At 51.0% G+C, this 26778-nt stretch carries 27 protein-coding genes; 18 read left to right on the forward strand and 9 right to left on the reverse strand.

Annotated elements, in window-relative coordinates; all coding sequences use genetic code 11:
• Positions 1–15 precede the first annotated feature (15 nt).
• Genes K3T83_RS22925 through K3T83_RS22940 form a run of 4 tightly spaced genes read right to left on the reverse strand, consistent with a single transcriptional unit; the run spans position 16 to position 3802 of the window.
• On the reverse strand, positions 16–573 hold the full coding sequence (locus tag K3T83_RS22925) for a DUF4388 domain-containing protein (RefSeq protein WP_220205257.1): 558 nt from the start codon (positions 571–573) through the stop codon (positions 16–18).
• Between the two features lie 47 nt (positions 574–620).
• Entirely contained in the window at positions 621–1478 is an 858-nt protein-coding gene (locus K3T83_RS22930; protein WP_236064962.1) for a carbohydrate ABC transporter permease, read from the reverse strand.
• Positions 1479–1484: 6 nt separating this feature from the next.
• Complete coding sequence (locus K3T83_RS22935) at positions 1485–2459, reverse strand: carbohydrate ABC transporter permease (RefSeq protein ID WP_220205258.1); 975 nt, start codon at positions 2457–2459, stop codon at positions 1485–1487.
• Between the two features lie 20 nt (positions 2460–2479).
• Positions 2480–3802: an ABC transporter substrate-binding protein gene (locus tag K3T83_RS22940; RefSeq protein WP_220205259.1), complete on the reverse strand. Its 1323-nt coding sequence runs from the start codon at positions 3800–3802 to the stop codon at positions 2480–2482.
• A gap of 613 nt (positions 3803–4415) precedes the next feature.
• Here K3T83_RS22940 and K3T83_RS22945 point away from each other — a divergent pair.
• Positions 4416–5249 carry a DUF3761 domain-containing protein gene (locus K3T83_RS22945; RefSeq protein WP_220205260.1) on the forward strand — a complete coding sequence of 278 codons (834 nt, stop codon included), beginning with the start codon at positions 4416–4418 and terminating at the stop codon, positions 5247–5249.
• A gap of 125 nt (positions 5250–5374) precedes the next feature.
• Here the strand turns inward: K3T83_RS22945 and K3T83_RS22950 are convergent, their stop codons facing one another.
• The gene (locus K3T83_RS22950) at positions 5375–5728 is read right to left on the reverse strand and encodes a hypothetical protein (RefSeq protein ID WP_220205261.1); all 354 of its coding nucleotides are present in this window, start codon (positions 5726–5728) and stop codon (positions 5375–5377) included.
• On the opposite strand from K3T83_RS22950, the gene K3T83_RS22955 reads away from it, so the two are divergent.
• From K3T83_RS22955 to K3T83_RS22995, 9 genes are all read left to right on the forward strand, one after another.
• On the forward strand, positions 5727–6575 hold the full coding sequence (locus K3T83_RS22955; RefSeq protein ID WP_220205262.1) for a hypothetical protein: 849 nt from the start codon (positions 5727–5729) through the stop codon (positions 6573–6575). The genes K3T83_RS22950 and K3T83_RS22955 overlap by 2 nt on opposite strands.
• A gap of 856 nt (positions 6576–7431) precedes the next feature.
• Positions 7432–8139 carry an ABC transporter ATP-binding protein gene (locus tag K3T83_RS22960; RefSeq protein ID WP_373324605.1) on the forward strand — a complete coding sequence of 236 codons (708 nt, stop codon included), beginning with the start codon at positions 7432–7434 and terminating at the stop codon, positions 8137–8139.
• Positions 8140–8163: 24 nt separating this feature from the next.
• The gene (locus K3T83_RS22965) at positions 8164–9477 is read left to right on the forward strand and encodes an ABC transporter permease (protein WP_220205263.1); all 1314 of its coding nucleotides are present in this window, start codon (positions 8164–8166) and stop codon (positions 9475–9477) included.
• A gap of 112 nt (positions 9478–9589) precedes the next feature.
• Positions 9590–10012, forward strand: coding sequence for a MarR family winged helix-turn-helix transcriptional regulator (locus tag K3T83_RS22970; RefSeq protein ID WP_220205264.1), 423 nt, complete (start codon positions 9590–9592; stop codon positions 10010–10012).
• Between the two features lie 43 nt (positions 10013–10055).
• Positions 10056–10922 (forward strand): NmrA family NAD(P)-binding protein, encoded by an 867-nt coding sequence (locus K3T83_RS22975; protein ID WP_236064964.1) that lies wholly within the window; start codon positions 10056–10058, stop codon positions 10920–10922.
• 317 nt (positions 10923–11239) lie between these two features.
• Positions 11240–11884, forward strand: coding sequence for a globin family protein (locus K3T83_RS22980; RefSeq protein ID WP_220205265.1), 645 nt, complete (start codon positions 11240–11242; stop codon positions 11882–11884).
• 197 nt (positions 11885–12081) lie between these two features.
• Positions 12082–13185, forward strand: a complete 1104-nt coding sequence (gene hppD / locus K3T83_RS22985; RefSeq protein WP_220205266.1) for a 4-hydroxyphenylpyruvate dioxygenase — start codon at positions 12082–12084, stop codon at positions 13183–13185.
• A complete protein-coding gene (locus tag K3T83_RS22990; RefSeq protein ID WP_220205267.1) occupies positions 13185–14075 on the forward strand; it encodes a fumarylacetoacetate hydrolase family protein in 891 nt (296 codons plus the stop codon). Before hppD ends, K3T83_RS22990 begins: the two co-directional genes overlap by 1 nt.
• An 18-nt stretch (positions 14076–14093) precedes the next feature.
• Positions 14094–15257 carry a homogentisate 1,2-dioxygenase gene (locus K3T83_RS22995; RefSeq protein WP_220205268.1) on the forward strand — a complete coding sequence of 388 codons (1164 nt, stop codon included), beginning with the start codon at positions 14094–14096 and terminating at the stop codon, positions 15255–15257.
• Positions 15258–15343: 86 nt separating this feature from the next.
• Here K3T83_RS22995 and K3T83_RS23000 read toward each other — a convergent pair whose 3' ends face one another.
• A complete protein-coding gene (locus K3T83_RS23000) occupies positions 15344–15721 on the reverse strand; it encodes a DUF4180 domain-containing protein (RefSeq protein ID WP_236064965.1) in 378 nt (125 codons plus the stop codon).
• Between the two features lie 429 nt (positions 15722–16150).
• Here K3T83_RS23000 and K3T83_RS23005 point away from each other — a divergent pair, with 429 nt between their 5' ends.
• The gene (locus K3T83_RS23005; RefSeq protein ID WP_220205269.1) at positions 16151–16693 is read left to right on the forward strand and encodes a helix-turn-helix domain-containing protein; all 543 of its coding nucleotides are present in this window, start codon (positions 16151–16153) and stop codon (positions 16691–16693) included.
• A gap of 382 nt (positions 16694–17075) precedes the next feature.
• Positions 17076–18002 (forward strand): hypothetical protein, encoded by a 927-nt coding sequence (locus tag K3T83_RS23010; protein ID WP_220205270.1) that lies wholly within the window; start codon positions 17076–17078, stop codon positions 18000–18002.
• Between the two features lie 4 nt (positions 18003–18006).
• Here K3T83_RS23010 and K3T83_RS23015 read toward each other — a convergent pair whose 3' ends face one another.
• Positions 18007–18399: a winged helix-turn-helix transcriptional regulator gene (locus K3T83_RS23015; RefSeq protein ID WP_236064966.1), complete on the reverse strand. Its 393-nt coding sequence runs from the start codon at positions 18397–18399 to the stop codon at positions 18007–18009.
• Between the two features lie 235 nt (positions 18400–18634).
• Between K3T83_RS23015 and K3T83_RS23020 the strand changes: the two genes are divergently transcribed.
• The 4 genes from K3T83_RS23020 (at position 18635) to K3T83_RS23035 (ending at position 22068) form a co-directional block, all read left to right on the forward strand.
• The gene (locus K3T83_RS23020) at positions 18635–19117 is read left to right on the forward strand and encodes a nitroreductase/quinone reductase family protein (RefSeq protein WP_220205271.1); all 483 of its coding nucleotides are present in this window, start codon (positions 18635–18637) and stop codon (positions 19115–19117) included.
• A 259-nt stretch (positions 19118–19376) separates the two neighbouring features.
• On the forward strand, positions 19377–19796 hold the full coding sequence (locus tag K3T83_RS23025) for a cupredoxin domain-containing protein (protein ID WP_220205272.1): 420 nt from the start codon (positions 19377–19379) through the stop codon (positions 19794–19796).
• 590 nt (positions 19797–20386) lie between these two features.
• Positions 20387–21439: a GlxA family transcriptional regulator gene (locus K3T83_RS23030; RefSeq protein ID WP_220205273.1), complete on the forward strand. Its 1053-nt coding sequence runs from the start codon at positions 20387–20389 to the stop codon at positions 21437–21439.
• A gap of 23 nt (positions 21440–21462) precedes the next feature.
• Positions 21463–22068, forward strand: coding sequence for a DJ-1/PfpI family protein (locus tag K3T83_RS23035; protein ID WP_220205274.1), 606 nt, complete (start codon positions 21463–21465; stop codon positions 22066–22068).
• 240 nt (positions 22069–22308) lie between these two features.
• On the opposite strand, the gene K3T83_RS23040 is transcribed toward K3T83_RS23035, so the two are convergent.
• Together K3T83_RS23040 and K3T83_RS23045 are read right to left on the reverse strand one after the other, a co-directional pair.
• Positions 22309–23211, reverse strand: a complete 903-nt coding sequence (locus tag K3T83_RS23040; protein WP_220205275.1) for a patatin-like phospholipase family protein — start codon at positions 23209–23211, stop codon at positions 22309–22311.
• A gap of 78 nt (positions 23212–23289) precedes the next feature.
• Complete coding sequence (locus K3T83_RS23045; protein ID WP_220205276.1) at positions 23290–24213, reverse strand: helix-turn-helix transcriptional regulator; 924 nt, start codon at positions 24211–24213, stop codon at positions 23290–23292.
• A 417-nt stretch (positions 24214–24630) separates the two neighbouring features.
• Here K3T83_RS23045 and leuC point away from each other — a divergent pair, with 417 nt between their 5' ends.
• Together leuC and leuD are read left to right on the forward strand one after the other, a co-directional pair.
• The gene (leuC, locus tag K3T83_RS23050) at positions 24631–26034 is read left to right on the forward strand and encodes a 3-isopropylmalate dehydratase large subunit (protein WP_220205277.1); all 1404 of its coding nucleotides are present in this window, start codon (positions 24631–24633) and stop codon (positions 26032–26034) included.
• A 28-nt stretch (positions 26035–26062) separates the two neighbouring features.
• Positions 26063–26701 (forward strand): 3-isopropylmalate dehydratase small subunit, encoded by a 639-nt coding sequence (gene leuD, locus K3T83_RS23055; RefSeq protein ID WP_220205278.1) that lies wholly within the window; start codon positions 26063–26065, stop codon positions 26699–26701.
• Positions 26702–26778 lie beyond the last annotated feature (77 nt).

Here is a 26778-nt window from a genome sequence, read left to right on the forward strand (position 1 = left end):
ATATGACCTCCTTCTCTACCAGCGAATTAGACCGGCACGTTCTAAGTCATCAAGCAGCGTGTCCACCTCATCAGTGCGATGGCCGATCAAAATAATCAGTTCTGGCACACTGCGTTGTCCATCGATGAGCAAAAAGAGCTGGCGATGGAGACGTGTCAGCCCCAGGCGATTAAAGTGTGGCAGGATCTCGTTCACTGCCCGTGTCCGCTGAGGAACATGACGTGCTCCTAGCGATCCAGTCGTAGGCTTGCTTATGGGGGCAAAGCCCACGAGTGAATTTCTATTCACTGGTGACATTTGTACAGGCGGTAAAGGCGGGCTGTTCGTTTGCGTAGGCGCTTGAAAAACGAAATAGCAGAGCTGCCACGCCTGTAGCCGCTGTAACGCCTCTGGCCCCCGATAGGGGCCGAGGCTGGCATCAATGATTTGTCCGTTCTGGAGAATAATGACGCCCTGTTCAATTGTATGGTCCAGTGCGTCCCGATTGACCAGTAAGGTGCCTGATTTGCGGGCCATTTGTAACATCTGAATGACATCCGACAGTTTGTCGGTGGCTGTTCCTCGCGCCATCATGACTCACTACTCCCACCAGGATGCGTGTTTGTATTACACCTGTAGTTTTAGCCTTTGATTCCTGACGATGCAGCGCCTTCAATGAGGAGGCGTTGGAAGGCAATAAAGAAACCGAAAATGGGGATTAACGAGATGACCGAAACGGCAAAGAGCTGTCCATAGGCCGATACCCCTGTACCATCTAGAAACGTACGTAGCGCTACTGGTACGGTGTAAACCGATTGGTCATTCAGAAAGATAAGCTGGGTAAAAAAGTCGCTCCACGTCCAGATAAAGGTAAATATTGCGGTTGTCGCTAGAGCTGGCATTGCCAGAGGTAAAATGATGCGTAGATACATCTGGAAATGGTTACAGCCGTCAATCTTTGCTGCGTCATCCAGGTCGCGCGGTATGGCACGAATGAATTGGACGAGCAAGAAAATGAAAAAAGCGTCTGTCGCGAGAAATTTTGGCACGATCAGTGGCAGAAAGGTATTCACCCAGCCGAAATCTTTGAATAAGACATACTGCGGTACGATAACAACGTTATAGGGCAGCATAATCGTACCGAGCATGAGCATAAACCAGAACGCTTTGAATTTGAAGTTTACGCGGGCAAAGGCATATGCCGCGAGGGAGCAGGAAACGACGTTTCCTACTACGGCTCCAAGACAAACAATGAGAGAGTTCCCAAAGAATACATCAAAAGAGTAGTCTAGCGCTGTCCATCCGTCTGTGTAGTTGCTCAGCGTCCAGGTACGCGGTATGAGACTTACGTTGGTGAAGGTTTCGTTGAGCGGCTTAAATGATGCGCCGATCAACCAGAGCACCGGGTAGAGCATCAGCACCGCCCCTATGATAATGACGGCGTGGGTAAGTGTCCGCGTCCAGATTCGTTGCTTTGTGCGTCCAACTTGATGAATCATCGTTGATTAATTCCTTTCATCCTGATAGAACACCCAGAAGCGCGAAGACAGGAATGCGAGTGCTGTAAAGATGGTAATGGCAATCAAAAGAACCCAGGCCATTGCCGAGGCATAGCCCATATGCAGGTTGCCAAAGCCTTCTTGATAGATGTACAGGGTATAGAATAACGTGGAGTCTATCGGTCCACCACTTCCACCACTGACGATGAACGCCGGGGTAAAGGCCTGGAACGCTCCAATCATTTGCAGCACCATGTTGAAAAAGACAATTGGTGTGAGCAAAGGAAGCGTGACGTGCAGGAAGCGGTTGAACGCTCCCGCCCCATCTATGGTTGCAGCCTCGTAGTATTCTGGTGAGATCTGCTTGAGGCCGGCCAGGAAAATGATCATTGGTGAGCCAAATTGCCAGATTGCCAGAATAATCAATGTGCCCAGCGCATAACTTGGACTGGAGATCCAGCTGGTGTTGGACTTGATTCCGATCAGGGCCAATACCTGATTGACCAATCCTGTAGTGTCAAAGATCTGACGCCACAGGATTGCAATGGCTACACTACCTCCCAGCAACGAGGGGACGTAATATACGGCACGATAAATGGAGAGTCCTCGTAACCCGCGATTGAGCAGTAACGCCAGTGCTAGCGCGAAGACCATTTTGAGCGGCACCGAGACAACGACGTAGATCAACGTGACTTTGACCGAGGCCAGCCAGCGTGGGTCTTGAAACATCGCCGTAAAGTTCTGGATGCCAATCCATTCTGGTGCCGAAAGTAAATCGAACTTTGTGAATGAAAGATAGAGCGAACTAAACATAGGACCGGCAGTCAGTCCTATTAACCCCGCAAACCAGGGAAGGAGAAAGAGATACCCGGCCAGGTTCTCTTTCCCCGCTGCCGATAATTTGAAGCCGCGAGCGCGCTTCTCCTTTAGCCCTGTTTCCTTTACCTCATCATGTTCTTGCTTGCTGGGGGTAGGTATCATAGCCCCGACTCCTTTTGTTATCAGCCCCCGAGGGCTTTCTGCGCGTCCGCGTAGAAGGATTGTGCCCCGTTGGTTACGGTTTGTTTGCCAAATCCAACAGCCTGAGCTGTACGGATCAATGCTTGCTCGACTGCTCCAGCGCCTGATGGATCAAGGATCTGTTTGGGCCGCGACTGACCGCTCTTGCTCACCATGTTGATGTAGTCCACAACCATCTTCTGCGAGTCGGTCAGAGAAGGGGCAAGGAGTTCTTTGGCTTTCGCCGAACCGGGAACGCCGCGCTCCACCGATAGAACTTTGACTGCTTCAGGATCGTTGATCATGAAACCAACAAATTTGGTGGCATCATCGACATATTTGGTCTTTGAGGAGACGCTCATGAGCTGTGACGTTTTGAGATACATACCACCCTGAGATCCCTGCGCGCCTGTTGGGGTCATATGAATGCCCACTTTGTGCTGCATCAACGCCTGGAACGCATCAACCAGGTTGGAGAGTGTGAGGGTGAAAACGGCTTTGCCTTTGACGATGTTGGTGGTCGGGGTGCCGCCTGTGATCGCTTCGGCTGCGACATCGATTGGCACACAGGCTTTCGATTTGCGCAACTTATCCCAGTAGCTGAACCAACTGGCTACATCGTCCGCTTTGAAGCCCAGCTTGCCGTCAGCGGTGTAGAGGTCGAGTCCCCGCTGGCGAATCCAGATCTCGAAGGCGGTAATGTTGGTACTTTCGTCTCCAGTCCCGAAGATATTTGGCCCCAGAGCCTTTGCAAGATTTGCACAAACAGTACCGAACTCGTCCCAGGTGAACGTGTCGGGTAGGGTGACTTTGGCCTGTGCAACCAGATCTTTGTCGTAGATGAACGCCTGGTAGTTTCCTCCCAGGGGGATACCATAGGATTTCCCATTAACCAGGCTACCGGTCAGCAACGTCTGATCGAAGTCGGAGAGATCGATGGTCTTGGCGGAGATGGCGGAGGACAGATCGAGCAGGAGGCCTTTTTTGACATACTCTGCGATATAGCGCATGTCCATCTGAATGAGGTCGGGAGGAGTGCCGCCTGCAATCTGAGTGCTCAGTTTGTTCCAATAGGCGTCAAATGCTGTGAACTGCGATGTAATCTTTACATCGGTGTGCTTCTTCTCAAATAGTTGAATCGTCTGTCTGGTCAGTTTGTCGCGTGCGGCAGCACCCCAGAAGAAGAGTTGCATATTCTTTGTTCCCCCAGCAGACGAGGAACCATTACTACTGCCACCGCAAGCGGCGAGTCCTAAAAGTGAAAGACCCGCAACACTCCCAGCACCCAGTTGCAATACCTGGCGTCGGTTATAGATTGTCTTCATTGCTGTATTTCAATTCTCCTGTGTAATTCTGAGAGCATCTGAAGCCTGGGTAGATACAAGTGGAGATCACACGCTCTCAAGTGCCAAATAAAAATAGCATCGATGCAATGACGCTATTAAAAAATAAAGTTTGATTCTGCTATCTGTTGGTGATGAGCTACAAGCTTTGAATGACGTGTAAAACGATTTCTTCGCCCAGCATTCGGATATTAACATAAGGTAATTTTATTGTCAACAATAGTAGGGTATTCTGGCGTATTATTTAGGATCAAAACTGTATTAAAATAGTATTAAAAATGTAGATAATTTTATCCTTTGTCTTATGCTTTAAACCTCCTGCATTTTGAATCAAATTTCGTCGCACGTATCCTCTGCGTTTGTATCATTCTGTAAATGTACAACGCGCATTACTCGAATTTTTTCTCTGCCATACAGCATACCGCTGTTTCGTTTATTGGATAATAACCTCTTCAGGGTGTACCCCCATTTTCCTCTTCGTGGCCTTTTTCTCTCTCCTCTACGAGTTGTCTATCAATTCTTCAATTTTATGTTACTACTGCTACATTCATAAGTTTAAATATTGGATGAGTTTTTTGTGAATAAGGGGGATCTCATGTATTATCAGCCGGACAACAACGATTCAAATCAATCACCTTTCAACAATCAGCCTACACAACAAGGGCCAGGCGCGTTTGACAATTCTTCCTGGCAGTATCCATCAAATGATCCATATAACAATTACAAGAGCAACTACAATCAAGCAGGCTATCAGCCACAGTTCCCGGGACAGTTTGGCTATCCACCGCCGACTGCACAGAAAAAGGGTCTCTGGAGCTGGTATAAAGGACAAAAGAAGTGGACGCAGACGGGTATCGGTTGCGGAACCGTTTTCCTTGCACTCATGCTCTGTGTCTGTTCGCTATCGGCCATTAATGGCAATCAGCCGTCTTCTCAGGTAGCATCCTCGGCGACAGCAACGCCTACTCAATTTATCTCTACAAATGCGGAGACCGCGACCCCAACGGATGCCGCTGTGGTCTCAACTGCAACTGTCGATACTATGTCTGCACCGGCAACTGCCACACCAACACCCATACCACCAACGCCGACGCCGATTCCACCAACACCAACGCCTGTTCCCACGAAGCCGCCGACGCCAACACCGACGCCGATTCCCACAAAGCCACCGGTTCCCACGCTGGCACCAACACAGCCGCCAAAAACGGGCGTCAATGGGAATCCCTGGGGCTACGACTTTACCCCTGGCAATCTGATTTCTAGCCCACCTGCTAATTTTTGCGACTACTTTAATTGCATTAAAAGCTTCTGGCAGAGTACGAATGGCTATGTTGATGAGTGCAATGATGGAACCTTTTCGCATTCGGGCGGCGTCAGGGGGGCATGCAGTTCTCATGGAGGTGAGAAGAGGCCATTATACAGTCATTAATATTGATATATTGATATTAATCGGTTTATCGTGCAAGCTTGCGCGTGTATGGCGGCGTCTCGTTCGTTGCCATACACGCACCATATACCTATTAGATGGGAAGTGGGGGAAGATGCGTTTGGGAGCTAGTCGGGAACGGTTGTGAGCGTGGGGACCACGCCGATAATGTAATGCTGGCTGACTTTGACATCATTTTTCGCGATGGTCAGCGTCTCCACAAGCAACTCGATACCTTGATATGGGATGCGTCGCACCTCTAGCTGAATCACCTTTGGATCATCCCCTTCGTTCAAGCGGGCGAAGATGAATGGAGGGGCTTCACCTGGATCGGTCGCTTCGTGCCTGGGATTATTGGCAAAACCATCGTTGGAATCCTCAAAGTTATCCCACAAATCGAGCTGCGCATATTCTGTAAACACCTCTTGTTCCGCCTGCGAGCCGAGCCGTTTCGCCTGTGCGAGCAATGCGAGTTGTCGCATGATGAGAGGCATCCTGAATGGTACGCTGGTTGGCTTGCTGGCCGGATTCCCATATAGTTTGAGTTTGTGGCAGGCGATGGGGAGCGATATGCTCGCCAATGCGCTGTTGACCGCCGGGTTGTTTGCCTTCCTTGGCCTGGGAGCGTTTTTGCTCGCTGATGTGCTTATTCATTTTGAGGCGGCTAAGATACGGCCAGCTGAGACCTTCACCTGGTCGTGGAGAGGAATGTGTTATGGGTTTCTCAAGTCTCTCAGTCTGGCGCTACTGGGCGCGCTGCTCATCGGGCTTATCGGTGTGATACTTGATGGGATCGTCAATGGTGTAGGAGACATACCATCCATACTGCGGCGCATATTGTTGATTGAGAGCTGGTTTTTGTGGGCATACGGCCCCTTCTTTGCGTTGATCGGCGGCCTCTTTGGTGCTGTAACTGGTGCAATATCGGGCAACTTTATCGATGTACGCAATATTACCACCCCGAATCAGGGCATTCGACGGTCAATGCGCAATGGTGTGCTGGTGGGTGGCGCCTGTATGGTGATTGGGGGGATGGTTGGTGGGCTGTTCGGCGAAGCCATTACCGTACAAGATACGACGCATTTTCTCGTCTTTGCGCTGGTCTTTGGACCGTTAATTGGGATTGTGTGTGGGCTGCGTGTGGGTGGCGTCACCTGCATTCAGCATTTCACCTTGCGCTGGCTACTCCGCGATGCCGATGCGCTCCCCTGGCGCTATGCTCGCTTTCTGGATTTTGCTGCTGAGCGCGTCCTCTTGCGCAAAGTTGGCGGCGGCTATAGTTTTGTTCATCGCTTGCTGCTCGATTACTTCGCCGGGCTGGAACCATAATAGCGGCAAGTGAAAATGAGGAATGGGTAAAACAAGTGATAAGGGGCAGAGAGGGAGCGTATAGGGGGTGTACGGGCCTATACGCCTCTCTTTATCCATTATTTTACGCAAAAAAATGAGACCACGATTAAAAATATTCATCAATTTCAGAGAAAGAGCAAATGAAAATGATCTCATAATTACAAATCTATCATTCCCCGCCAGTGTAGATGTTGTAGTACATTCTGGTTATGTATCTCTGCAAGCGCTGTTTTTCCATCGTCTTTCTTCACGGGGCTTGTATAATTACAAGAGATACATGCATAATAATAATGGTAGCTTGCCATCCTCTATTGGTGCCATGCCAGATGATACGCATGGCAATCGCTGCACGTGGGGGACTTTTTTTGTGTGTCAGATGCTAAATAGGCTGACTCCTATGCTATCGTAAATGCTGTACAAGGATGTTGCGGTTCAACATATTACTGCGATGTCCCTTGTGTCGTAGTCGCGCGATTTATCGTGCATTTCCGCTGATATGTGATAAATCGCGCGACTACGACAGGGGGATGAGAACTAGCTTTTTTGCTTTATATGCATCTATGCGGGTAAATGATATTGAAAAGAGAGAATCTTTCCTATGGCACATGATAATAACAATCCTTCGTGGAGCAACGCTTTTGGCTCGCATTCTTTAACAACGCCTGTTCCTGCGGTAGGGGAACACTCCGGGAATACTGTTCAGCGGCAAATGAGCGGGACAGATATTCATGATCAGACTACGCTGCACAACACCCTGGCTGCGGCAACCGGGGTAGTCGATGCTAATCCCAATATAACCCCTGTGATTCGCGTTCGTCATTTGAGGAAAACATATATGCTGGGTCAGACTCCCGTGTATGCTTTGCGCGATGTCTCTCTGGATGTGTATCCAGGCGAGTTTGTGGCAATTATGGGACCATCGGGGTCCGGCAAATCAACATTTATGAATACTCTGGGGTGTCTGGACCGTCCAAGCAGCGGCGAATACTGGCTAGCTGGAAGCCTGGTGAGCAGCATGCCGAGTGAGGCGCTGGCTCGTGCCCGCAATCGTTTGATCGGTTTTGTCTTCCAAAGCTTCAATCTTTTGAGTAAGGCCAGTGCTTTGAGCAATGTAGAACTGCCGATGATCTATGCTGGCGTCTCGAAGGAAACGCGGCTGCGGCGAGCGCGTCAGGCGCTCCAACTGGTCGGGCTGGGTTCGCGCATGGACCACAAGCCGATGCAGCTTTCGGGCGGACAGCAGCAGCGCGTGGCTATTGCTCGCTCGCTGGTCAACAGTCCCTCGTTACTGCTCGCTGATGAGCCAACCGGCAACCTTGATAGCCGCACCAGCGTTGAGATTATGGCCCTCCTGCAAGAGTTGAATCAGCAGGGCTTGACGATTGTACTGGTTACTCACGAACCTGATATCGCCAGTTATACGTCGCGTCAGGTGGTGTTCCGCGATGGACGCGTAATGCGTGATGAACCAAACCTCAATCCCCGTGATGCCGAGGAAGAGTGGCAGCGGATCGTTGCTGAAAATCCCGATAACGATTACTAAGAAGACTGCAAGGAGTTCTAGCACGTGAGTACACTGCAATCAGGAAGAAAGGCTTCCGGATCTGATCTGATCGTTCCCGCAAAACCACCAAGAAGGGCTTTACCCCCGCTGACTCCGAAAGATTTTTCAGCGGGTGGCATGCTCGGGTCCAATTTTCGTATTGCTCTCGAAGCATTATGGAGCAATCGCGTTCGTTCGTTTCTGACCACGCTTGGTATCTTCATTGGTGTAGCCGCCGTCATTGCCGCCCTGACGCTCACGCAGGGAGTCAGCGAGGCAATTAACAATCAGATTGCTGGCCTGGGAACCAATGTCATTAACATTATTCCGGGCGCTTCTAATAGTCGCGGTGCCTTTGGAGGCGGGGGTGGGCAGTCATTGACGAGTAGCGATGTGACCGCGCTGAAAAAAGTGGACTATGTGACCAACATCAGCCCGGTAATCTCCGTAAGCGCTCAGGTGGTCTATGGCAATCAAAACTGGAATACGCGTGTTCAAGGCGTGAGCGTGAATTATCAGTCGATCCAGAACTGGAACGTTGTCCAGGGGATGTGGTTTTCCGATAACGATGAGGTTGGTGCCAAGCCCGTTGCGATCATCGGGCAGACGGTGGTGGACAACCTCTTTGGCGCGACGGGCGACGATCCCGTTGGTAAAACCATTCGTGTTCGCGATCAACTGTTTAAAGTGGTTGGCGTTCTGGAGGCGAAGGGATCGAACAGCGACGATGTTATCTTTGTGCCATCTTCAACCGCGCTCAACCGTTTGAAGAACTCGATCTATGTAGACCAAATTATCGTGCAGGTCAGTTCTACAGATGCCATCGATCCTGCCCAGCAAGAGATTACCGCGATGCTGCGAGAACGCCACCATCTCCTGAAGGGAGCAGCCAATGATTTCAGCCTCTTCAACTCGCAGCAATTACTGCAAACGGCTGGTCAATTCACCAGCATGCTCACTATCTTGCTCGTTGGTGTGGCGGCTATCTCGCTCACGGTAGGTGGCATCGGCATTATGAATATTATGCTCGTCTCGGTCACAGAGCGGACGCGTGAGATTGGTATTCGTATGTCGATCGGGGCGCAACGCAAGGATATTCGTAACCAGTTTTTAATCGAATCGCTGGCGCTGAGCCTGCTTGGAGGCATTATCGGCCTGATTATTGGCCTGCTTATCGGTCTGGGCGTGACCCATCTGGCGAATCTACCATTTGTCGTTTCCGCATCCTCGCTGATCATGCCCTTTGCCGTCTCTGGCTCTATCGGCGTGATCTTTGGCCTCTACCCTGCGGTCCGAGCCTCCAAGCTTGACCCTATCGTCGCGCTACGCTCTGTCTAACAATGTTTCATGGCTGGCCTCTTTCGGTCAGCCATGATCTGTCGATTTCCCTTTGTGTTCGCAATTCTGACAGACCCTTGACATCTGCCAAATGCGGGTATATACTCACATTATGAAAAGGACATTTTCCTGTCATTGCACAACTCTGCGCTATGCGGCGCAGACGCTCACCGAGGTCTATGATCGAGTCCTTGCGCCGAGTGGTCTCAAGGTGACACAATATGTGCTTCTGAGAAGCCTTCTTCAGGAGGAAGATGAGCAGAGCCTTACCGACCTTGCCCAAAAGCTAGGAAATGATCGTTCGACTATTGGCAGAAATGTGCGTATTCTCGCACGCGATGGGTTGGTCTCTCTGAGTAGAGGGAGCGACCGACGAGAACATACTGTCCATGTCACCCAGAAGGGACGTGAGCAATATGCTCTCGCCACTCCCTTCTGGCAAAAGTCCCAGGCAGCCGTTGAAGAGACACTCGGAGAGGATCAACTGAAGATGCTGAGGACGCTCCTTTCTCAATTGGAAGAGATAAGCTTTTAATTTTTTTGTCCAATATGGGTATATACCCGTGTTATGGAGGAACATGATGAGTTCAAAACGATTTTTGATTACAGGAGCAACAGGATCAACGGGCGGAAAAACCCTCGAATTGCTTCTTGAACGAGGCTACCAGGTGAGGGCATTCGTTCATAAGCGCGACGGAAAAAGTACCCGGCTAGAAAAACGAGGCGTTGAGGTCGTTGTGGGAGATTTGCTCGATTTCACCACGATTCGACCCGCCCTCGAAGATGTTACAGGTGCCTACTTTGTGTACCCTATTGCCCCCGGCCTCATCGAGGCCACTACCTACTTTGCTCAAGCCGCCAGAGAGGCCAGGGTGCCAGCCATCGTGAATATGTCGCAAATCTCAGCAAGGCGCGAAGCGAAGAGTCATGCCGCGTTCAATCACTGGGCGGCAGAACGCGTCTTTGATTGGTCGGGGCTTGCCGTCACCCATTTGCGCCCGACCTTTTTTGCCGAATGGTTTTTCTTCGCGGCGCAACAGATCAAAGACGGTCTGGTGCAATGGCCGTTTGAGGGTAAGCATGCCCCCATTGCGGCGGAGGATCAAGCACGTCTCATCGCGAGCATTTTAGAGCGGCCATCAGCGCATGCCGGGCAAATATACCGACTGTTTGGTCCCAACGAGTATACCTATGCCGAGGCCTTTGAGAAGATTTCGCAGATCTTGGGACATTCAATCAGGTACGAAAGAATATCGTATGAAGAGTATTACGAACAGTTGCTCAAGATAAGGAGTCCTTTCTTTGCGCAGCATATCGTGGAAGTTGCAAAAGATCACGGGAATGGCATTTTCTCTGGCACAGATGAAGTGATCGAGAAAATCACAGGCCAACCGCCAATGGGCCTTGAGGAATTTATCAAAAAGCACCGAAAAGCATTTGAATAAGCCATCTCCATGATCATTGAAAGCGCACCTCTTCTCCTCTACTGATAAGAATAAAGGAGAAGAGGTGCGCCGCTTGCATCTCTCATTCATATTTCCTGCACAATCGGATTGTTCATTCGGCTTTATTTCATCCATATATGTAAATTTATGTAAATGTACTCATACATTGCTCATAAAGGACAATGGATGAGTATATAAATAAAAAAAATGAGGCGCCTATATTGGTACTTTTTATCTACAGCGTTCGCAAATGGATCTATGTTGTGTTATTCTGCCAGTGTCAAATAGCGGCTGTTTGGAAAAGGAGGATGATTTTATTGCAAAAGCAATCCATTCCCAGGCGTACCGACTACGCGCTCAATACCATCATTTCTACCTCTCCCTGGGCTATGTCCTGGCAGCGAGTATATCGGCTGGTCTTCTGGTTGTCTGATGGACATAGAGACATAGAAAGAATAGCCACTTTATTGCACAAGCCCGAGCCACGTATTGGGGGAATTGTTGGAGAGCTAATGGTGGGTGGCTATGTCAGTTTGCATTCGGAAAGAAAGGTTTTGATGATGAACGTTGCCTTGCTCAAGGAAAGTTTCGATATGGTGGCCCCTCGCAAAGAAGCTTTTGCCCATAGTTTCTATGAGCGCTTATTTGCCTATTATCCGACAACGCGCGCTCTCTTTGCGCATACGGATATGAAGCGGCAGGAGGGGTCTCTCATGGCAACGCTGGCGGTTGTCGTTGCCGGAGTCGAACGAGGTGAGAATCTGGTTCCGACGCTGCAACGCCTGGGGCAAAAGCACTACAAATATGGAGCCAAACCGGAGCATTATCCGCTGGTCGGTGGTGTCCTGTTGGAGACGTTTCACGAATATCTTGGAGTCGCCTTTACCCCTGCCATGCAGGACGCATGGAGCCAGGCCTTTGAAATTATCAGCGGTCAGATGGTCGGTGCTGGGAACCTCTAACGCAATACGGTTAGATTGATGGTACGCAATGTCGTCACCCTTTTCCAACGATGAAGGGTGGCGATTTTTTGTGGCGGAAAACTATTACTACCCCTTTTCACCATCCACAAATATTGTCGATGGTATACTATAATAATTAGAGAACATGTTTCTTGTGTTTGGTTGTACATTGAAGAAGAACGAAGGAGTTCGATCTTATGTCCGGGCAAGATTTCATGCCAATTCAGAATTTTGACCATCTCGAATTGTATGTTGGCAACGCCAAACAAGCTGCCTATTACTTTAGCAATGCCTGGGGTTTCGTTCCCATCGCCTATGCCGGACTCGAAACGGGTATGCGTGATCGCAGCAGCTACGTTCTCGAACAGGGCAATGTGACTCTGGTTGTGACCTCTCCATTGGGACCAGATGGTCCGATGGCAGAGCATATCAAGTTGCATGGCGATGGTGTGAAGTCGGTTGCCCTGCGCGTCGATAACGCCGAGCGAGCCTATCAGGAGGCCACAAAACGTGGCGCGCACGGTCTGATGGAGCCAACCTCGTTTAAAGACGAGAACGGCATAGTCAAACTTTCCTCAATTGCCATTTATGGCGATACGATTCATATGTTTGTGGAGCGCCAGGACTATAAAGGCGCTTTCCTGCCCGGCTATCGTCCCGTCTCAGCCAATCAGCCACGTCGCATGCGCCCAACTGGATTGGCGGCAATAGATCACGTCGTTGGCAACGTCGAATTGGGCAAGATGAACGAGTGGGTCTCTTTCTATGAGCGCGTCATGGGCTTTACGCAGTTGATCCACTTCGACGACCGCGCCATCAGCACCGAATATTCTGCGTTGATGTCCAAAGTGATGCAGAACGGTAGTGGGCGCATCAAGTTTCCCATCAACGAGCCAGCACCGGGCAAGAAGAAATCACAGATCGAGGAGTATCTGGAGTTCTATTGCGGCCCTGGCGTCCAACATATCGCCCTCAATACGCCCGATATTATCGCAACGGTGCGCGATTTGATGGGGCGCGGCGTCGATTTTCTCGCTACTCCAAACACATATTACGAGCAGGCAGTCGAGCGTGTTGGTAAGATCGACGAGGACATCGAGCAGCTCGCGGAACTTGGTATCCTGCTTGACCGCGATGATGAGGGCTATCTGCTGCAAATCTTCTCTCGGCCAGTCGTGAATCGCCCAACGGTCTTCTTTGAGGTGATCGAACGCAAGGGGGCGCGCGGCTTCGGTGAGGGCAATTTCAAGGCGCTCTTTGAAGCTCTGGAGCGCGAACAGGCACTACGAGGCAATCTCTGATGAAACTGGTTACGTTTCGCACTGGCGCGGGTGACACTCGCGCCGGTCTGCTGCAAAAAGAAACCATTCTCGACCTCAACTATCCAACTGTACTCGATCTATTGCGTGATCCACAGGGGTTGGTAGTCCGGCAATTGGAGAAGGGCAAGGCGCAAACGTATCGCCTGTCAGATATAACGCTGCTCGCTCCCATTCCTGAGCCTCCCACAATGCGCGATTTCTACGCCTTTGAGCAGCACGTCAAAACGGCGCGCGCCGGACGTGGTCTGGAGATGATCCCCGCGTGGTATGAAGTGCCCATCTTCTACTTCACCAACACCAGCGAAATCTACGGCCCCGAGAGCGCCGTCCCCTATCCAGTCGGCAGCAGCGCCCTCGATTTTGAGCTGGAATTGGCCTGCGTCATTGGACGTGAGGGGCGTGATATCCCTGCTGAGGAGGCTAGCAACTATATCGCGGGTTATACAGTGATGAACGATTGGAGCGCGCGCGATTTCCAGATGCGGGATATGCAGCTCAACCTGGGACCGGGCAAGGGCAAGGATTTTGCGACCTCACTTGGCCCCTGGCTGGTCACTCCCGACGAACTGGCAGGCCGACGCCTGACAAGCGGGGCCGAAGAGCGCTATGACCTGACGATGGTTGCGCGCGTGAATGGACGCGAGGTGTCGCGCGGCAATTTTAAGGACATCTATTACAGCTTTCCGCAGATGATCTCCTGGGCCTCGCGTAACGTACAGCTACGCATCGGCGATGTGCTCGGCTCCGGCACGGTTGGGACAGGCTGTATTCTGGAGATCGGGACGGAAAAACAGCCCTGGCTGCAACGCAACGATGTGGTCGAGCTGGAGATTGATGGCCTGGGTATCTTACGCAATGCTATTGTCTGACCCGAGAAGGAGGCTGCTATGCCTGGTTATCATCGCCTGGGGGAGATTCCTCCCAAGCGCCATACCCAGTTTCGCAAGCCTGATGGCTCGTTTTATGCCGAAGAGGTGTTCGGTACCGAGGGCTTTGCGGGAAACTATTCCATTCTCTATTATCATTATCCACCAACGCAGGTAAAGAAGATCAAGCCGTTTGTGCGCGAACAGACCGCCCACGAGATCTGGGACGAGAGCGTGCAGCGGCACCATCATATGAAAACTGCTCGCCTGCTCTCTGGTGGCGATGCCGTGCTAGGCCGTCAGACGCTTATGTTTAATAACGATGTGCTGATTGGAGTGGCAAAGCCAACGCTGAATATGGACTACTTTTTCCGCGACGGCGACTCCGATCTGGTCTACTTTGTGCATGACGGGCATGGCACGCTTGAAACCAACTTCGGCCTGCTGCCCTATCACGAGGGCGACTATATCGTTATTCCTCGCGGCACAACTTTTCGTTTCGATATTCCGACCGATAGCCCAAGGACCACGTTCCTGATCATCGAGTCGCACGGGAGCATTGAGCCGCCGCGCCGCTATCTGAACAAGAACGGGCAATTGTTGGAGCATGCGCCCTACTGTGAACGTGATTTTCGTCGCCCCGAAGAACTGGTCACGTATATTGAGCAGGGCGAGTTTGAGGTGCGGGTAAAAGTTGGCGCGAAGATCAGCAGCTACTGGTTTGAGCATCACCCCTTCAACGTTGTAGGCTGGGATGGCTACGAGTATCCCTGGATCTTCAATATTGGCGACTTTGAGCCGATCACAGGCCGAATTCATCAGCCGCCGCCAGTGCATCAGACCTTCCAGGGACCAAATTTCGTGGTCTGCTCGTTTGTGCCACGCAAGCTCGATTATCACCCACTTTCGATACCTGTTCCTTATAATCACAGCAATATCGATAGCGATGAGATGATCTATTATGTCAACGGCAACTTTGGCAGTCGTCGTGGTATCGAGCGCTCTTCAATCACGCTCCATCCACGCGGCATTCCACATGGACCGCAGCCGGGAGCCGTCGAGAAGAGCCTCGGAGCCGAACGCACTGAAGAACTGGCTGTGATGGTTGATACCTTCCATCCCTTGCAACTGACGACCATTGCCCGCTCCATCGACGACGACGCCTACCCCTATAGCTGGCTTTGATCCAGCATACACAACGAGAGAGGTTATCATTTTATAATAGATACCTCTCTCGTTGTGCTACCACAGGCATCAAGTTATCAGGGATGCTATTGTTGTGTATGATCCAAACGTTCGCTGAGTTCCTGAAGATTCGGTATGAACCACACCTGATTGTGACGGTTGGTTTCGTACACAAAATCTCTGAGGGCGCGACTCTGAGCAACATACTCGGAGATGTCGCCGAGGATCACGAGCCGCAGTCGATACGTCACGAATTTCTGAATGACCTGACCTGCAAGACCCGTTTTGAGTTGGAAGAAATCCTCTGTAAGCCGTTCTACTGGAACAAGAACTAACTCAGCAGAATAGGACATTGCATCGCCAATCAGATCGAGTGCATCACGCTCGCTTTTCAATTTTTCTCCGTCTGCTGCACAGGTGAGAACCTGCACGTTATGTATAGTTGTAAGCGTATCAGGCATCATATCTCCCAAAATTCATGCTCTAGAGAGAATCCACTTTATGTTCGCTCAGATCTCCTCTTCAGCATCTTAACATACTGTTTTGCACAGGACAACGTCCTTGAAGCTTGAGCGATGAAAAGGGAAGGCACGGAACGCCACTATTGCGTTCCGTGCCTGCCTTCATGGGTAAGATCAGTCTGGACATGATTGGATCATCGGTGCCGCGTGTATGAGGGGAGACAGCGGCCCCTACAATCCTTGATGTCGTTGGATGAGGTTATCGCTTGACAGAAGAGTCGGCATCACCCCTTTCCACATGACTAAACCTGCTTACGTTTTTGTCGGAGAGCGCCGACATGGAAAAGTATAGCATATCTATGAGCATTTACAAAGATTTGCTCACAATTAGTTGCATTTACAAAGATTTGCCCAGAGAATTACACTTCGGATATGGTCGAGGATGGAGATGCTCCTGGAATTCCAGGGTATGTATCGGTAAGAGAAGCGGCAGAAATCATAAATGTTTCTGAGTCTAGACTTTATGAGTTTATTAGAGAAAAGCGCTTACCGAGATATAAAGTTGGTAATACTTTAGTTCTGGCTCAGGCAGACCTTGAGGCATTTAAACGCAATCCTACTGGACGATTAAGAAAGAGTCCTCCGAAATGGAGGGCGTATCGTGGTGGGGGCAAATTATTTACCACCGAGATGCAGGTGAGGATACGTCCGGGAGAGCGTGAGCGGCTTTTGAAGAAGCTGGAAGCTATCAGGAAAGAGGAGTGGCACACCCTGACCGGCTCGATTGCACGCTATATTTTGCTGGATCGTGCTGCTATTGATACGCTCACGATCTTATTGATGTGGAAAGATAGCGAGATGCCCGACCAGGACATTCACGAGCAAGAACTCGCGGCCTTTCGTGCGGAACTTGCCGATGCTGTGGATTGGGACACTGCGCAAATCAGCGAGAAAGACGGCATCATTTATACCTGAGAGTGCAGGCAGGCTGCCATCAAGTTGCTGCTCAATTCGTCGCTGACCCCCTCTATGCTGATCAGTCTGTTATCCGAATAGTGTATCAGGAGGGATTATGCGTATATATAACCGAAGAATTCGCGTGCTTACGTTACTTGGCGTGAATTTACTTATGTGTGTCATGATGCTTACAGCGTGTGGTTCCACGAACGCCAATGCCAGCAATGGCAACAAAAATAGCAGCTCTCCTAACTCGTCTTCTAACACCAAAAAAAGTTCTACAGATATTTCAGCAAATGTAGCAATATCATCTCCCCAGGTAATTCTCGGGGCTTCGCCATGTCCAGAGGCTGTCAGTTCTCCTACTCATTGGGACGCTATAGTTGGGACACAATCTGGTGTGAGTGCTGTAGGTCGTGTCACCTGTGCCAATTTGATAGGCAATGCAACACTTCAGGCGTTAATTCTGGTTGGCTATCAAGGCACTGGTAATGTAATTGATATCTATGTTTATAACAACATCACCAGTCCAAGCCCTACCCAGATCTTCAAACTACAAAATCTTTACAAAGGCGACGCTCGAATCAGTGGCTATAACACCATTATCACTGCTGAAGTCGATCAGGATTCTAGTGATAATAAGAATGCGGGCGGGAATAATGAACTGCATCCTGATCTTTTCCGCGAGTTTAAGTGGTCGAATGGTGCAGGTACGTTTGTGCAGATTGCTTTTCCGGGCATCTTTCCCGTTCTCACACGGTATCAGGCCGAGGATGATCAGCAGCAGGTCAATCAGGGGCATCAGCCCTGGCAGATCAGCGCCAGCATGACCGCTCAGGCGCTCGTCGCCAATCTGCTCAAGTGGTCGCCCGACTCACCAGCCACGATTACTCGTGGCGGTGGAGAGCACGATGTCGAAGCTGCCGTCGATGTCACAAACAAGAGTCCCGGTGGTGGCACGATCCATGTTGCTATGAGCCGGCTGTATGGGAAGGTTAGTAATATCTGGGTCTCAACCGCCGTCACTTCGGATGGCATGTCTATCACTGCTCCTGCTGCATACGAGCGTCTGGTCAGTCCCGCAAACGTGACAGGCACAAGCAAGGCTGTTGGTGGCAAATCTGGCACTATCCACATTTTCGATCATACGCAAACGGATATCGGCCACGCCGATGTGCAGCCATCGCAGGGCAACGGCAGCGTCACCGTGAGCTATAACACGACGTTTAAGACTGGCACACAGGAAGGAACGGTCGCGCTCTATCGGCCTGGTAGCACCGATGGGTCTATTGCCGCAGCGGTGATTGTGAAGGTCTTGCTGGGGTGAGCCGTCAACAATCTGACGGCTCATTTTCCTGTTTGCCCCATTTGTGGCCCCAGACGTACATGCTGTAGATAACGGTTTGAAACTCCTGCCCTTTCTCCGTGAGAGAATATTCCACTGTGACGGGGACGGTTGGGAAGACGCTGCGTTTGAGAATGCCGTTGTGTTCCAGGTGGCGCAACGTGTCGGTGAGCGATTTTGTGCTGATGCCACCGAGTTGTCGGTGCATTTGATTGAAACGCTGTGGGCGTATATATAGTTGTGCCAGCACGAGAAATGCCCACTTGCTGCCCAGGATTTGCAGTGCTTGATTGACAGAGGACAGACATGCCGCTTCGTTTTCTTTGTTATGCACAAAAATTTCTTTGCTGTGCATAAAATCCTCTAGACTCATAACCATTGTATAAATTCTCCTTTTGTAGTCGAGTGATGTATCGCGGTGACGCTTATCATGCGGTCCCCCCGCGATACACCGCTCGACTACGATCATATTTTCCTTACAAAAAGATAGGTAGTTTTCTTTTTGAAATAAGAGCTAAAAATATTGCCTACTTCAAATAGTAACCTTTCTTCTTTACAATAGCAATGAGATTGATACTCGTATATGCTGATAAAAAAAGGAGAAGGAGAAAGATATGACTGTAGAGACAACTGTGCCTGGGCCGCCTGATCCGTCGAGATTCCTTGTAGGTGTCTTCAACGCGGTCTTTGTGACGATATTGCGTTCCCCGTTGCATGGGATATTGAGCAAGAGCTTTGCTCTGTTATCGTTCAAGGGGCGCAAAAGCGGGAAGCTGTACACGTTCGTCATAGGCTATCAGCGCGATGGCGATGTCTTAACGATAATCTCGCCACGCGGCTGGTGGAAGAATTTGCGTGATGGCAATGTGCCGGTGAAGATTTTCCTGCATGGAAAGTGGTGCAACGCGGTTGCAGAAGCGTTTCAAGGCGGTGAGATAGCTGTGAATGCATTTCAACGTGCGGCGCAAAAGTCTCCCAACCTGATTCGGATGTATCGGATAGAGAGAGAAGCCGATGGGCAATTAAAGCCCGAAAGCTTGCGCCAGGCCACGCGCAAGGTTGCAGTGATCCATGTTCGACTCAAGCCAGAGCCGTGATCGCTGCTGATCTCCCAGCCGGGAGGTTAAGATAAAGTAGAGTAAGGTGTAAATAGATAGTACTTCTCTGTCAATTTGGATGGAAGAGCTACTGCTTCTATGCAATCTGAAGTATACTCCTGCTAGAGCTAATCTCATACTGTTTCTTCGTATTTCATGCCCTGTCAGCCTATTCGCCCGATGCCGCTGACGAAATCAGGAGATGGAGGGAAACGGTATGAGAATCTCTTCATTCTACATATTGAGAACGAGGGTGTACATGAAACGATTCTATTTACTGACCTGTCTGCTTGTGCTATTGAGCGGATCACTTGCTCTAAGCGCCTGTGGCGGCGAGAGCGGAAATGGTACGCAAGAGGTGCGTATTGTGATGGGAGATATGTACTTTAAGCCAGATATGACGACTTTCAAAGTTGGTAAGGCATATCGTTTTGTCCTGGTCAACGAGGGCAAAGTGAAGCATGAGTTTACGATTGCTCCCCCGCGTAAGGCTGGGCAGACCGAGAAAGATGAAGATGCCGTCTCCCTGATTGATGCCGACGATATTCAGCCCGGCGAGACTAAAAATGTTGATTTTACCTTCAAGGATGCGGCTCCTGCTGGCACTCTTGAGTTTGAATGCAGCTATCCTGGCCACTACGAGGGCGGCATGCATACTAGCATTGTCGTCGAAGCATAGCTGTGTAATAAACGGAGAGATCACAAACATATGGTTTGTGGTCTCTTTTTACATTGGAAGGAGGAAAGAACAGAGAGGGCGTGATATGATTTATGTCCTCAAAAAGAAGGGGCAATTGCTGCATATTATATAATATAACAGTATATATATATTGTTTACAGCATATTTACATACGCGCCCGGGTCAATCGAGTGAACTTTCGTCCTTGTTTTTATATACTTTAAGATCTTTATAACTTTTTAACGATGATGTATGTTATTATTGCTAGCGAAGATAGAGATACAGATCGCTATCCTTCTCCTCTGATAGAAGAAGGGAGAGACTCATCATCCTGCGCACGTCGTCGGGTGGAGGTGGAGCAGATGGACCTGTTCTGCCTCGCTGTAAGAATGACGTGTGTTCGTTTCTCCCTTTGCCTATCCACTTTCCAACATGCGACGTTTTCCCCATCATCGTTTGACCTGTGGCGAGATTCGTCCTCCCGCTGACCGAATTTGCCTCTGGCGCAGGCTGGATTGTCTGATTATACTTGACTTAGAGCAACCGGTATGTTCGACAAAGATCGTTCGCTAGAGAAGAGCAGGTAAGATATGTCGCAGCTATTCCCTTCTATTGGTCCTGAAGATGTGGAACAGAGAACGCGCAACGTTGTGTTTTTTCTACTGCCCAATATTAATTTGCTCGATCTGGCTGGACCCTCGCAAGTTTTTGATACTGCCGCCCGGCTGGGCGCACCTTACAGGCTGGCGTTTTGCTCGACTCGCAGCACGCAAACAGCGATACAGGGACTTGTCCTTGCACAACTTGCCCCCTTGCCCTCCGTGACTGCCAATGATCTGGTAATGATACCCGGCATTAGCGGAGTAGATGTATTGAGTAGGGCACATCCATTATTAGATGAGGAGACCCGCGAGTGGTTGTGTGCTGCCTATGCCGCGGGGGCATTGATTGCTTCGGTTTGTACAGGAGCTTTCGCGCTGGGAGAGGCTGGCTTGCTGGATGGCCGACGTTGTACGACGCACTGGTTGGTGGAGTCGGTGCTGCAAGAGCGCAATCCGCGCGCTCAGGTGCAGGGTGCCGTTCTCTTTGTGCATGATCGTGGCATCACGACCAGTGCAGGTGTCGCTTCAGGCATCGATATGGCGCTTTCGTTGCTGGAACGTCAACTGGGACCAATTTTCGCGGCGCAGGTAGCTCGCATGATGGTGGTCTATATGCGGCGCAATGGGACGCATAGCCAGAGTAGTGTCTACCTCGATTATCGTACACATTTGCATAGCGAGGTTCATCGAGCACAGGACCATCTGGTTCAGCATGTTGCGGAATGCGTTTCCCTCAAGGAACTGGCCGAAGTCGCGGGCGTCAGCACCCGCAGCCTGAATCGCGTTTTTAAAGAGGCGACCGGTTTAACGCCGGTGCAGTATCATCAGCAACTCAGACTGGAGCTTGCGGCGACGCTGCTCTCGAATCTTGAGCTGACAATAGAAGAGGTGGCGACAAAATGCGGTTTTGAGGATGTGCGGCATTTTCGCCGACTCTGGCTCAGGCAGTTCGGCATGCCCCCATCGGCCAGTCGTCTCACACAGTGCCCAAACATGCCACCGGAAAGTCGTCGCTGGCTGAGTGAATTAGCCTCGGTGTAAAGAGGCTTGGAAAGGATAGAGATATGACCAGAAATGTTGCGATTTTGATTTTTGACGATGTTGAGGTGCTCGATTTCTGCGGCCCCTTCGAGGTCTTTAGTGTGACAGGACAGCGCGACGGTGGCGAAACGCCGTTTCACGTCTATACTGTTGCCACCAAAAATGGGCCGATCTTGGCGCGCAACGGTTTGAGCGTCAATCCGCGCTATACTATAGAGAATTGCCCGCAGCCTGATGTCCTTCTGGTGCCAGGTGGTTACGGGACGCGCCGTCTGGTTCACGACGAGACCATTTTGCAATGGATCAAAGCGCAATCCGAGCGGGTTGAACTGCTCTTATCGGTCTGTACAGGTGCGCTGCTGTTGGGCAAAGTAGGCCTGCTGGATGGCCTTTCCGCCACGACGCACTGGGCAGCGATGGATGAATTGCGGGCCGTAGCTCCCAATACTGAGATTCGTCCCGATGAGCGCTATGTGGACAACGGCAAAATCGTTCTCTCCGCTGGCGTTTCCGCTGGGATCGATATGGCTCTCTATATCGTCTCGCGCTTGCTGGGAACTGCGCAGGCTGCCGAAACCGCGCGTCATATGCAATACGATCATTGGAAAGAACCAATAGAGAGTAAGTAATAATTGGTGCATCCAATAAATAGTGGAGGGAACGCCACCCGAATATGGTAGGGGCGATGGCTTGTTCTCGCCCGTGGTGGAAGCATCGCGCCGCTTGGGGAGCCGGGCGAGAACAAGCCATCGCCCCTACCATATTCAGTCATCACTTTGTGGCTTGTAACAAGCCCGCTCATTTTGTCTTATCAGAGGGGTATTGGATGCTGTAAAATCATTTCAATACCTCTCTGATGAGACAGACCACTACTCCAACGCTCTCCAGAAAGACTTTACACGCTCTGCTAGCGAACGCCCCTGCCGGCGACCAGCCTCGGCTGAAATGGTCCTCCGACTGACATCAAGCATATTCGGCCCTCGGGCGATCGCAGATGCCTCATCTGGTGTAATCACCATAACCTGTGAACCGGAGCGCTGGAGTTCCGCTAATTCGTCATCGAAGGTTATAACTGGTATCGCCTCCTGTGGGTTCAGTGCCGACACGTCAAACGCTGTTTCAGCTCGTAAGATGAGGACACGCCGATAGCCTGTAGCGATGTCCGCATTGGTTCCCGAACGCACGCCAGCATCAACGTAACGGGAGTTGCCAATGGTGGTAGGAGGATAGACCCCTGGAACGGCGCTGCTTGCAGCAATAGCAACCTCCAGAGGGATGCCACTATCACGAGTAAACTGCACCAACTCACCTGTCTGTGCATTCACAGCAGTAATCACAAGGTGTTGTCTTTCCGGCCATTGCTGAACCCGCAACCGGCGCACGATACTTTTCAAGCGCTCTTCTTCGGATATAGTCTTCGCCGCCAAAGCGACCGCCAGCACGCGTACAAGAGCAGTCTGCGCATCTGGCGCTCCTCTGCCAGGTGCCATCATCCGCAACAACACAGTGCTATCCAACGGCGGCACAAACTGCCCTTTCTCTTGCTCCTGTAATGTGCCTTGCAATATGTAGAACTCCTCAAGCTCGATATCGCTTGCAAGCTGTACTCCCACGGTTGACCCGGCTGAAGTTCCGACGACGAGGGCTGCATCACTCAAATCCACGCCTTCGTCATGTAGCCCGAGAAGAAGGCCTATTTCCCAGGCATTTCCAGTAGAGCCGCCTCCACCAAGTACCAGTGCTTTCGTTTGTTGTTGTTTTGTCTCTGTCATCTGTTGGTCTCGTTTCTATAGAAGAAATTTCGTCTCGACAGAGCATACAGGAAACATGGTGACAACCCTATGTCACCATCAGGTATAGTGATCTGCAATTGTCTCAGCTTCGGTTCGAACACGCAGGCGCAACTCTTCTGGCGCTAGAACTCTCGCATCTGTACCCAGGCTTAACAACACATGTATCAACCACTCGTACTCCTCCGGGTGCAAATGCATGTTGATCCGCCCTTCTTCCTCACCAATTTGCTCAAGGAAGGATGCGAGATGAGGTTCGCGTTCCAGTCTCAGGACACCACGAGCCGTCAGGTGGATCTGTACCTCTGAAAATGAGGGATGAAAATGGAGAACGGTTGAAGCAGGAGGCTCCTGTTGCGGAGGTGGCGGGGCGGCTCTCACTTCCAGAAAACGATCAACACGATATACACGCGTGGCTTTCCGCTCAACCGAATACGCCTCACAGTACCAGAGACCCGCATCAGCATATATGCGCATCGGAAGAAGGGTTTGCTGCGAAACTCCCTTCTCTGAACGATATGTCACAGTCACCCACTGTTTGACAAGGACGCTTTCCAGAAGATGATCGAGAAATGGCGTTGAATAGAGCCGAGGGGGAACATTGAGAGAAAGAGCCTGTGTGAATTGGTCAAGCGCCTTGCTTTCTTGTCGGGGTAGAAGAGTCTTGACTTTGTCCAGCAACGACTCGCGCTCCTGTTTGAAAGGAGTCTCGCTGAGTTGTGAGATTCCTTGAAGCGCCAGGCGCAACAGGAGAGCTTCATGCAATGTCAATGCGAGCGGGGGCAAGGAATAATCCGGTGGTAAGCTATAGCCGCCAGATGGCCCCAGATCGGCGATAATAGGGATGCTCATTTCGCAAAGAGCCTGAATATCACGCAGAATAGTGCGTCTGGATACTTCAAAACGATGGGCTATCTCTCCAGCGGTGCGTTTCCCTCCCTGTAAAAATAAAAGAATAGCGGTCAGACGGTCAATACGATTCATCCCGGGTTATTCTCCATCGGCACCTTTTGTAGGCAAACATCATTCGGTTGAAACATACACCAATCCGTACAGGAAAACAATCCTTAACCAGCATCTTGCAAGACTTGTCCACCTATGCGATGTTAATCTTAACCCCTCCGTGTCGTATAATAGAGATATCGGTACTTTTTGGGAGCAGTGACTTTTTGGGGTCAGGAGATCAGGATTAGCATAGAAGATGGGCGCAACTTTCCCCCTCATCATTGGAACATTTGACGAATCTACTGGGAGAAGCTCTCTCTGTTGGTATGGTAGGGGCGATGGCTTGTCCTCGCTTTCCTGGGATTTTTCGGTCTGTCATTACCCGGAATGGTCACTTTGGCGGCGCGGCACAGATGCGCTTGCTTGATACTCTTGTTGCTATGGAGATGCCTACTTATGTCTAAAACTATGTTTGATAAGATCTGGGACGCGCATGTAGTACGCGATGTGCCTGGCGAATCAAGTGTGATTTACATTGATCGCCACCTCGTGCATGAGGTCACATCTCCCCAGGCTTTTGCGGGGCTGCGTGCGACTGGGCGCAAAGTACGTCGTCCCGATGCCACTATCGCGGTCCTCGATCACAATATTCCTACGGTGAGTGGTCGGAAGATGCTCGATGTGGTTGATAAGGATAGCGAACTGTGCATTACCACGATGGAGCAGAACGCCCGCGACTTCAATCTCACCCTCTTCGATATGGCTGATACTCGTCAGGGCATTGTGCATATTATCGGCCCCGAACTGGGTCTCACGCTACCTGGCATGACGCTTGTGTGTGGCGACTCCCACACTTCTACACATGGCGCGCTTGGTGTCTTCGCGATTGGTATTGGCACCAGCGAGGTTGAGCATGTGCTGGCGACGCAATGCCTCTTGCAAAAGAAGCCGAAAACCATGAATATCCGCATCGAGGGCGCTCTCCCGGCTGGCACTACCGCAAAAGATGTCGCGCTCTATGTGATTGGTCAGCTTGGCACCGGCGTTGGCACCGGCCACGTCATCGAGTTCGGCGGCTCAACGGTGCGCAACCTCTCGATTGAGGGCCGCATGACGCTCTGTAATATGGCGATTGAAGCTGGCGCACGCGCTGGCATGGTTGCCCCTGATGAGACGACCTTCAATTATATTAAGGGCCGCCCGTTTGCTCCCCAGGGCGAGCAGTTTGATCAGGCAGTTGCGGCATGGAAACAGCTTGCCAGCGATCCCGACGCTCAGTTCGATGCGGTTCACGAAATCAATGTTGATGGCCTCTCGCCCCAGGTGACGTGGGGAACAAATCCGGGCATGGTCACAGATGTAACTGGCTCTGTGCCTGATCCCGCTACGATCAGCGATCCTTTGAAGCGCCAGGGCTATCAGCGAGCACTGGAATACATGGGCCTGACGGCAGGCCAGAATATCAGCGATATCAAAGTTGACACCGTGTTTATCGGTTCCTGCACAAACTCGCGCCTGGAAGATTTGCGCATGGCAGCTCAGTATGCGAAGGGCAAGAAAGTGGCTCCGAACGTGCGAGCGCTGGTGGTTCCTGGATCGATGCAGGTGCGCCGCATCGCTGAGGAAGAAGGTCTGGCTGATATCTTCCGCGAGGCTGGTTTCCAGTGGCGCGAAGCCGGTTGCAGCATGTGTATCGCCATGAATGGTGATCGTCTCTCTGAGGGTGAGCGCTGTGCCTCGACCAGTAACCGCAATTTCGAGGGACGCCAGGGTAAAGGCGGACGCACGCATCTGGTCAGCCCTGCGATGGCCGCCGCCGCCGCAATTGCCGGTCACTTTGTTGATATCCGTGATCTCTAGCTTGCTGCTCAAAGGAGAGGACCATTAGATGGAACCTTTTGTGAAACTGGACGGGCTGGTCATGCCCCTGGACCGCACCAACGTCAATACCGATGAAATTACGCCTGCTCGCTATTTGAAAACGATCAAACGCACAGGCTTTGCCAATATTCTGTTTGCCAACTGGCGTTATCTTAACGATGGGAAGCCAGACCCGGATTTTGTACTCAACAAGCCGCGCTATCAGGGGAGCAGCATTTTGCTCGCGGGCGATAACTTCGGCTGTGGCTCGTCGCGCGAACACGCGCCCTGGGCCATCGGCGAATATGGTTTCCGCTGCCTGATCGCGCCCAGCTTTGCCGATATCTTCTATAATAACTGTTTCAATAACAGCATTCTTCCCGTCACGCTTGATGAATCCATCGTGGAGGAGTTGTTTGCGGAGGTCGAGGCAACGGTTGGCTATCGGCTGAGCGTTGATCTTGAGGCTCAGACCGTGACCACTCCGTCCGGGCGCGTCCTCCGCTTCGATATCGACTCGTTCAAGAAGCAGGCGTTGCTGCAAGGATTGGATAATATTGGTTGGACGCTTTCGCACGATGACGATATCTCCACCTATGAAGCTCGTCGCCGTCAGGAAGCGCCCTGGCTCTTCAACGCCGGTTCGCAGCAACCGGTGCAGCGATAATTCAGGGGGACACCGGTCAAGGTGTCCCCTTTTCTCATCTGGCGATTCTGGGAATATGTTTCCCTCTCGATTTAGCA

The sequence above is a fragment of the Reticulibacter mediterranei genome (genome assembly GCF_016587455.1).